This is a genomic window from Thermomonas sp. (genome assembly GCF_020850895.1).
In the GTDB taxonomy this organism is placed as follows: Bacteria; Pseudomonadota; Gammaproteobacteria; order Xanthomonadales; family Xanthomonadaceae; genus Thermomonas.
Map to the genome: position 1 here is coordinate 37,013 of NZ_JADZDS010000144.1, position 6,544 is coordinate 43,556.

Below are 6,544 nucleotides of genomic sequence, written 5' to 3' on the forward strand. Positions count from 1 at the left end.
CGACGCGTGGGGCACGCGGGAATGGGCGATAATCCGCAAATGACTATCAATCTGAAAACCCCGGCCGAGATCGAGAAGATGCGCGTGGCCGGTCGCCTTGCCGCCGAGGTATTGCAGGTTGTCGCACCGCATGTGAAGGCGGGCGTGACCACCGAGGAACTGGATCGGATCTGCCACGACCACATCGTCAAGGTGCAGAAGGCGATTCCGGCGAACGTCGGTTACCGCGGTTTCCCCAAGACCGTGTGCACTTCGGTCAACAACGTGATCTGCCACGGCATCCCCAGCGAGGCCAAGGTGCTGAAGGACGGAGACATCGTCAACATCGACGTCACCGTGATCAAGGACGGCTGGCACGGTGACACCAGTCGCATGTATGTGGTCGGCACGCCGTCGGTGATGGCGCAGCGCTTGGTCGACGTGACCCGCGAGGCGATGTTCCGCGGCATCCGGGTGGTGCGGCCGGGGGCGACTCTGGGTGACATTGGCCACGCGATCCAGGAATACGCCGAGAGCCATCGCTTCTCGGTGGTGCGCGAATACTGCGGGCATGGCATCGGCAAGGTCTACCACGACGAGCCGCAGGTGTTGCATTACGGCCGCGCCGGTGACGGCCTGGTGCTGCGCGAGGGCATGACCTTCACCATCGAGCCGATGATCAATGAAGGCGCCCGCCATACCCGCGTGCTGCCGGATGGCTGGACCGTGGTCACCAAGGACCGCAAGCTGTCGGCGCAGTGGGAGCACACCGTGCTCGTCACCCGCGATGGTGTGGAAATCCTGACCCGGGTGCCAGGCGACGACAACGACCTGTGAATACCGAGCTTCCGGCCGATCCGCGCGCGGTGCTGGCCGGACTGCCTGCCGGACCCGAAGGCGATCCCGAGTGGAGTGTGCTGGTGCGCGCACTGCTGGCGCGCAACGATGCGCGCCTGGCGCAGCGCTTCGATGCGGGGGATGCGGCACGACAGTTGGTCCGGTTGCGCGCGCGGGCGGTCGATTTCCTGGTGCGCAAGACGTGGCAGCGCTGTTTCCCGGACGCGCAGGATGCCGCCGAGGTGGCCTTGTTCGCGGTCGGTGGTTACGGGCGCGGCGAGTTGTTTCCGCAGTCGGATGTCGACCTGCTGGCGCTGGTTGAACCGGACGCGCAGGTGCGCCTGCACCCCGCGCTGTCGCGGTTCGTGGCCCTGTTGTGGGATGCGGGCGTGGCGGCCAGCCAGTCGGTGCGCGCACTTGCCGAATGCACGGCCGCGGCAAGCGAAGACCCGACCGTGCTGACCGCGATCATGGAAGCGCGTCCCTTGGTCGCGAATGAATCGACGTCACGCGCATTGGCTGATGCGATTTCACCCGATCGGGTGTGGCCGCCGCGTGCCTACTACGCGGTCAAGCGCGAGGAACAGCAACGGCGCCATGCGCGTTTCGGCGATACCGCGGACAACCTCGAACCCAATCTCAAGGAAGGCCCGGGAGGTTTGCGTGACTTGCAGCAGCTGGGCTGGCTGGCGCGGCGTTGTTTCGGCGTGGGCGATGTCGCCGGACTGGTCCCGCTTGGCCACCTTGGCGTGGATGAGGCGGCGGCGCTGGCGCGCGAACTTGGCGCGTTGTCGCGCCTGCGTTTTGGCCTGCATCTGGTGGCCGTCCGACGCGAGGAACGGCTGCGTTTCGATCACCAGAAGACCTTGGCGGCGCGCTTGCACGAACGGGACGATGCCGACGCGCTCGGCGTCGAGAAGCTGATGCAGGGCTTCTATCGCAGCGCGGCGGTGGTGCAGCGGATCAACGAGCGGGTGCTGCAGCGCTTCGAGGAATATTTCGAAGGCGCCACCGAACCGCAGGCGATCAATGCGGCGCTGGAACGGCGCGGGGCCTACCTTGCGGCTCGTCGCAACGATTGGCTGGGCGAGGATCCTGCCCACGTTTTCGCGCTGTTCTCGGCATGGGCAGAGGATCCCAGCCTGCGCGGCTTGCACTCACAAACGGCGCGCGCGCTGGCCGAGGCGCTGGATGGATTTCCCGACTACGCCGCGGCGTCGCCGGCGATGCGGCAGGCCTTCCTCGATCTCCTGCGCGGCCCGCAGCCGGTGGCCACGCTGGAACGGATGGCGCGGCTGGGCGTGCTGGCGCGCTGGATTCCGGCGTTTGCTCGGGTCTCGGGGCGGATGCAGTTCGACCTGTTCCATGTGTTCACGGTCGACCAGCACACGCTCGCGGTATTGCGCAACATGGCGGCGTTCGCCGCACCGGAACCGGACGAACGTTTCGCGATTGCGCACCAGGTCTGGCCGTCGCTGCGCAAGCCCGAGTTGTTGCTGCTGGCCGGGCTGTTCCACGACATCGGCAAGGGGCGCGGTGGTGACCATTCGAAACTCGGTGCGGTCGATGCACGCGCGTTCTGCGAAGCGCATGGCTTGTCGGACGCGGACACCGCGCTGGTGGAATGGTTGGTGCAACAGCACCTGCTGATGTCGGTGACGGCGCAGAAACACGACATCACCGATCCTGCGGTGATCCAGCGTTTCGCCGAAGAGGTGGCCGACCGCCAGCGTTTGGATTACCTGTACCTGCTGACCTGCGCCGATATCGCCGGCACTTCGCCCAAGCTGTGGAACAGCTGGAAGGATCGCCTGCTGGCCGACCTGCACACCGCCACCCGGCTTGCGCTGCGGCGCGGGCTTGGGCATCCGGTTGCGGCCGACGAGCGCATTGCCGAGAACTGTGCGGCAGCACGCGCGCTGTTGCAGGAGGACGGGCTTCCTGCAGAAGCGATCGACGCGCTGTTTGCACGGATGCCGGAGGAGGGCTTCCTGCGTGGTCGTCCCGAGCAGATCGCCTGGCAGGCCACGGCGCTGGCCGATGCGAAGGGCCGGATGCCCGTGGTCGCGGCACGCGCTCCGGCCGGGCGTGACCGGCTGGAACTGTTCGTGCACACCCATGACCGCGACGGCGTGTTCGCGGCGATCGTGATCACATTGGACCGGATGGGCCTCGGCATCCTGCATGCGCGCGTGCTGGATGGGCCGGATGACACCGTGTTCGATACCTTCCAGGTGCAGCCCGGCGACGCTCGCAGCGTGCTGGAACCCGAACGCGTGGAGGCGCGACTGGTGCAGGCGTTGAGCGGTGACCTGGCCGCCTTGCGCCCTGCGCGCCGCAGCCGCCCCAGCCACCTGCGCCATTTCCGCGTCGCGCCCCAACTCGATTTCACCGACATCGAGGGCGGCACTCGGATCGGCCTGGTTTGCAATGACCGCCCCGGTTTGCTGGCCGATATCGCAGGCGTGCTGCGCGAACAGCGACTGCGCGTGCATGATGCGCGCATCGCGACCTTCGGCGAGCGTGCCGAAGACCTGCTGCTGGTCAGCGATGAACACGATGCCCTGCTTTCGCCGGAGCGTTGCGCGCAGTTGCGCGAGGCGCTGCTGGCCGTACTCGACGGAGATTGAGATGCCCGCCAAGCCTGCTGCAAAGAAGACCCTGACACCCGCCCGTGCTGCACAGGCCGATGAACTTCGGTTCGTCATCGACAGCGCCTGGGAACGGCGCGCCACGCTGACGCCCGAGGAAATCGACGGTTCCACCAAGCCGGCGGTGGATCGCGCAATCGAAGCGCTGGAACAGGGCTGGCTGCGCGTGGCCGAACCGGACGGCACGGGTGGCTGGCAGGTCAACGAATGGCTGAAGAAGGCGGTGCTGCTGTATTTCCGCACCCAGGAGATGGAGTTGGTGGAAGCCTACCCTGCTCCGTTCTGGGACAAGGTCCCGGCACGATTCAATGGCTTTGGCGAGAACGATTTCCGCAAGCTGGGCGCACGCGTCGTGCCGGGTGCGGTGGTGCGCGCCGGCAGCCACATCGGCAAGGACGTGGTGCTGATGCCGAGCTTCGTCAACATCGGTGCCCATGTCGGGGCTGGCACCATGGTCGATACCTGGGCCACGGTCGGCTCCTGCGCGCAGATCGGCAAGGGCTGCCACCTCTCCGGTGGCGTCGGCATCGGCGGCGTGCTGGAGCCGCTGCAGGCCAGCCCGACCATCATCGAGGATCACTGCTTCGTCGGTGCGCGTTCGGAAGTGGTGGAAGGCTTCGTGGTCGGTCATCACAGCGTGATCGGCATGGGGGTGTTCCTCGGCCAGAGCACCCGCGTCTACAACCGGATGACCGGTGAAGTCAGCTACGGCAGCGTGCCACCCGGCAGCGTGGTGGTGTCCGGGTCCTTGCCCGCGGCCGACGGCAGCCATTCGCTGTATTGCGCGGTGATCGTCAAGCAGGTGGACGAGAAAACCCGCAGCAAGACCAGCGTGAATGAACTGTTGCGCGGGTTGGCGGGTTGAGTTTGGATTTCGACGTGGGGATGGCCTGCGAACGGTGTTCGCGACACGCCGTGAATACATCCCTGTAGGCTCATCGGCGACGTCCCTGTCGCCGATGGTCGCGAACACCATCCGCAGGCCATCCCTTTGGAGTAGTTGCGCATGACCACCCTCTACGGGCTCAACAACTGCGACACCTGCAAGAAAGCGCGCAACTGGCTGCGACGCTTCGGCATCGAACACGTTTTCATCGATTACCGCGATGTGCGGCAACCGCCCGACATCCTGCTGGCGTGGAAGGCCGCAGCGGGCGGCTGGGACGCGCTGATCAACAAGTCCTCGACCACCTGGCGGCAACTGCCGCCCAATCGCAAGACGCCGGGCAGCGACGCCGAGTGGACGCTGCTGCTGAAGGAATACCCGCAGCTGATCCGTCGCCCGGTGGTGGTGCAAGGCGATGGCACGGTGACGCAGGGATTTTCCGACAACGGATTCAAGAAGCTGTTCGGGGTGCCGTAAGTCGTCGCTGCAATTTGCGATGCAAGCTGGGCAGCTATCAGGTCATCCACTGCGAGCCAATTTCCCCCGTTCGTGGTGAGCCTGTCGAACTCCCCGTTCGTGGTGAGCTTGTCGAACCATGAACGGACACGGCCCAGGTCCTGGCGTTATTCCCCTCCCGCGTCCCTACAATGCCCCGATCCACTGCAACAAAGCGTGCCGATGACCAATGATGTCCTGCAACTGACCTGCGACCTGATCGCCCTGCCGTCGATCACACCCGACGATGCCGGCTGCCAGCCGTTGATCGCGCAGCGCCTGCAGGCGGCGGGCTTTGCCTGCGAACACCTGCGCTTTGGTGAGGTCGACAACCTGTGGGCCACCCACGGTTCCGGCGATGGTCCGGTGCTGGTCCTGCTTGGCCACACCGACGTGGTGCCGCCGGGGCCGTGCGAGGCCTGGGCCAGCGATCCGTTCACGCCCACGCTCCGCGATGGCGTGCTGTACGGGCGCGGCGCGGCCGACATGAAGGCCGGCGTGGCGGCGTTCGTCATTGCACTGGAACGATTCGTTGCCGCGCACCCGGATCACCCCGGCAGCGTCGCCCTGCTGCTGACCTCGGACGAAGAAGGCGATGCCATCGACGGCGTGCGCAAGGTCGCGGACGTATTCCGTCAGCGCGGCCAGCGCATCGACTGGTGCATCACCGGCGAGCCGTCATCGAAACACCTGCTGGGCGACCTGTTGCGGGTCGGCCGTCGTGGCAGCCTGTCGGCCACGCTCATCGTTCGCGGCGTGCAAGGCCACGTCGCCTATCCGGACAAGGCCTGCAATCCCATCCATCAGGCGGCACCGGCACTGGCGGAATTGGTCGCGCGGCGGTGGGATGAAGGCTTCGAGAGCTTCCCGCCAACCTCGCTGCAAATCAGCAATATCCACGCCGGCACCGGTGCCAACAACGTGATCCCGGGTGAGCTGCAGGTGCTGTTCAACCTGCGCTACAACCCGCATTGGGCGGCGGAAAAACTGGAAGCCGAGTGCGAATCGATCCTGCGCCGGCACGCGCTCGACTACGCCATCCATTGGCACCGCAGCGGTGAACCCTTCTACACGCCCGAAGGCCCGCTGCGCGCGGCCGCGCGCGCCGTGCTGACGCAGTTTGCGGGCAAAGCGCCGGAAGAAAGCACCGGCGGCGGCACCTCGGACGCCCGCTTCATCGCCCCGCTGGGCGCGCACTGCATCGAGATCGGCCCGGTCAATGCCAGCATCCACAAGGTCGATGAGCATGTGCGCGTGGCCGAGCTGGAAGCGCTGCCTGCACTTTATGGTGCATTGATCGAACGACTCCTGGCCTGATTCATCGCGTCGCGGGTTGCAGCCGCAGCGTGTACCGCGTCGATCCCGGCAGGAACGGCGTCGGCGTGCCGTTGACCCAGGCTTCGTGACCCGCGCCCCAGAACGGTGACAGCGGGTGGTCGCTCTGGCCGCCGGGCATGTGGAAATAGCCGTCGGCTTCGTGGCCGGGTGCCACCACCATGCGTTCGGAGGCACCGAAGTCCGGGCCAACCACGCGCGGCATGTTGTCGTCGCCGGCCAGTGGCTGGTGCGGCATGCACAGCCAGCGCTTGCCGACCAGCGGAATGGCGGCGGCCAGCGGATGGCAGATCGCGGCGGTGTTGCGCTCGCCCCAGGTCCGCAGCGGCAGCGGGCCGATCGGGCGCAGCGCATCGCGCAC

General features: G+C 66.5%; 6 protein-coding genes. 5 read left to right on the forward strand and 1 reads right to left on the reverse strand.

The genetic code is table 11. The annotated features are described in order from the left end of the window. Positions 1 to 39 precede the first annotated feature (39 nt). The 5 genes from map (at position 40) to dapE (ending at position 6,165) form a co-directional block, all read left to right on the forward strand. Complete coding sequence (gene map, locus IT472_RS12225) at positions 40 to 816, forward strand: type I methionyl aminopeptidase (protein ID WP_297181938.1); 777 nt, start codon at positions 40 to 42, stop codon at positions 814 to 816. A 32-nt stretch (positions 817 to 848) separates the two neighbouring features. Then, positions 849 to 3,446 (forward strand): [protein-PII] uridylyltransferase, encoded by a 2,598-nt coding sequence (gene glnD / locus IT472_RS12230; RefSeq protein ID WP_297181956.1) that lies wholly within the window; start codon positions 849 to 851, stop codon positions 3,444 to 3,446. Next, positions 3,376 to 4,332, forward strand: a complete 957-nt coding sequence (dapD, locus tag IT472_RS12235; RefSeq protein ID WP_297181959.1) for a 2,3,4,5-tetrahydropyridine-2,6-dicarboxylate N-succinyltransferase — start codon at positions 3,376 to 3,378, stop codon at positions 4,330 to 4,332. The genes glnD and dapD overlap by 71 nt, the downstream gene beginning before the upstream one ends. 141 nt (positions 4,333 to 4,473) lie before the next feature. Further along, on the forward strand, positions 4,474 to 4,830 hold the full coding sequence (locus IT472_RS12240; RefSeq protein WP_297181945.1) for a Spx/MgsR family RNA polymerase-binding regulatory protein: 357 nt from the start codon (positions 4,474 to 4,476) through the stop codon (positions 4,828 to 4,830). A gap of 201 nt (positions 4,831 to 5,031) precedes the next feature. Then, a complete protein-coding gene (gene dapE, locus IT472_RS12245) occupies positions 5,032 to 6,165 on the forward strand; it encodes a succinyl-diaminopimelate desuccinylase (protein ID WP_297181947.1) in 1,134 nt (377 codons plus the stop codon). 1 nt (position 6,166) lies between these two features. Here dapE and IT472_RS12250 read toward each other — a convergent pair. After that, a partial coding sequence (locus IT472_RS12250) for a penicillin acylase family protein (protein ID WP_297181950.1) occupies positions 6,167 to 6,544 on the reverse strand: 378 nt, incomplete at its 5' end.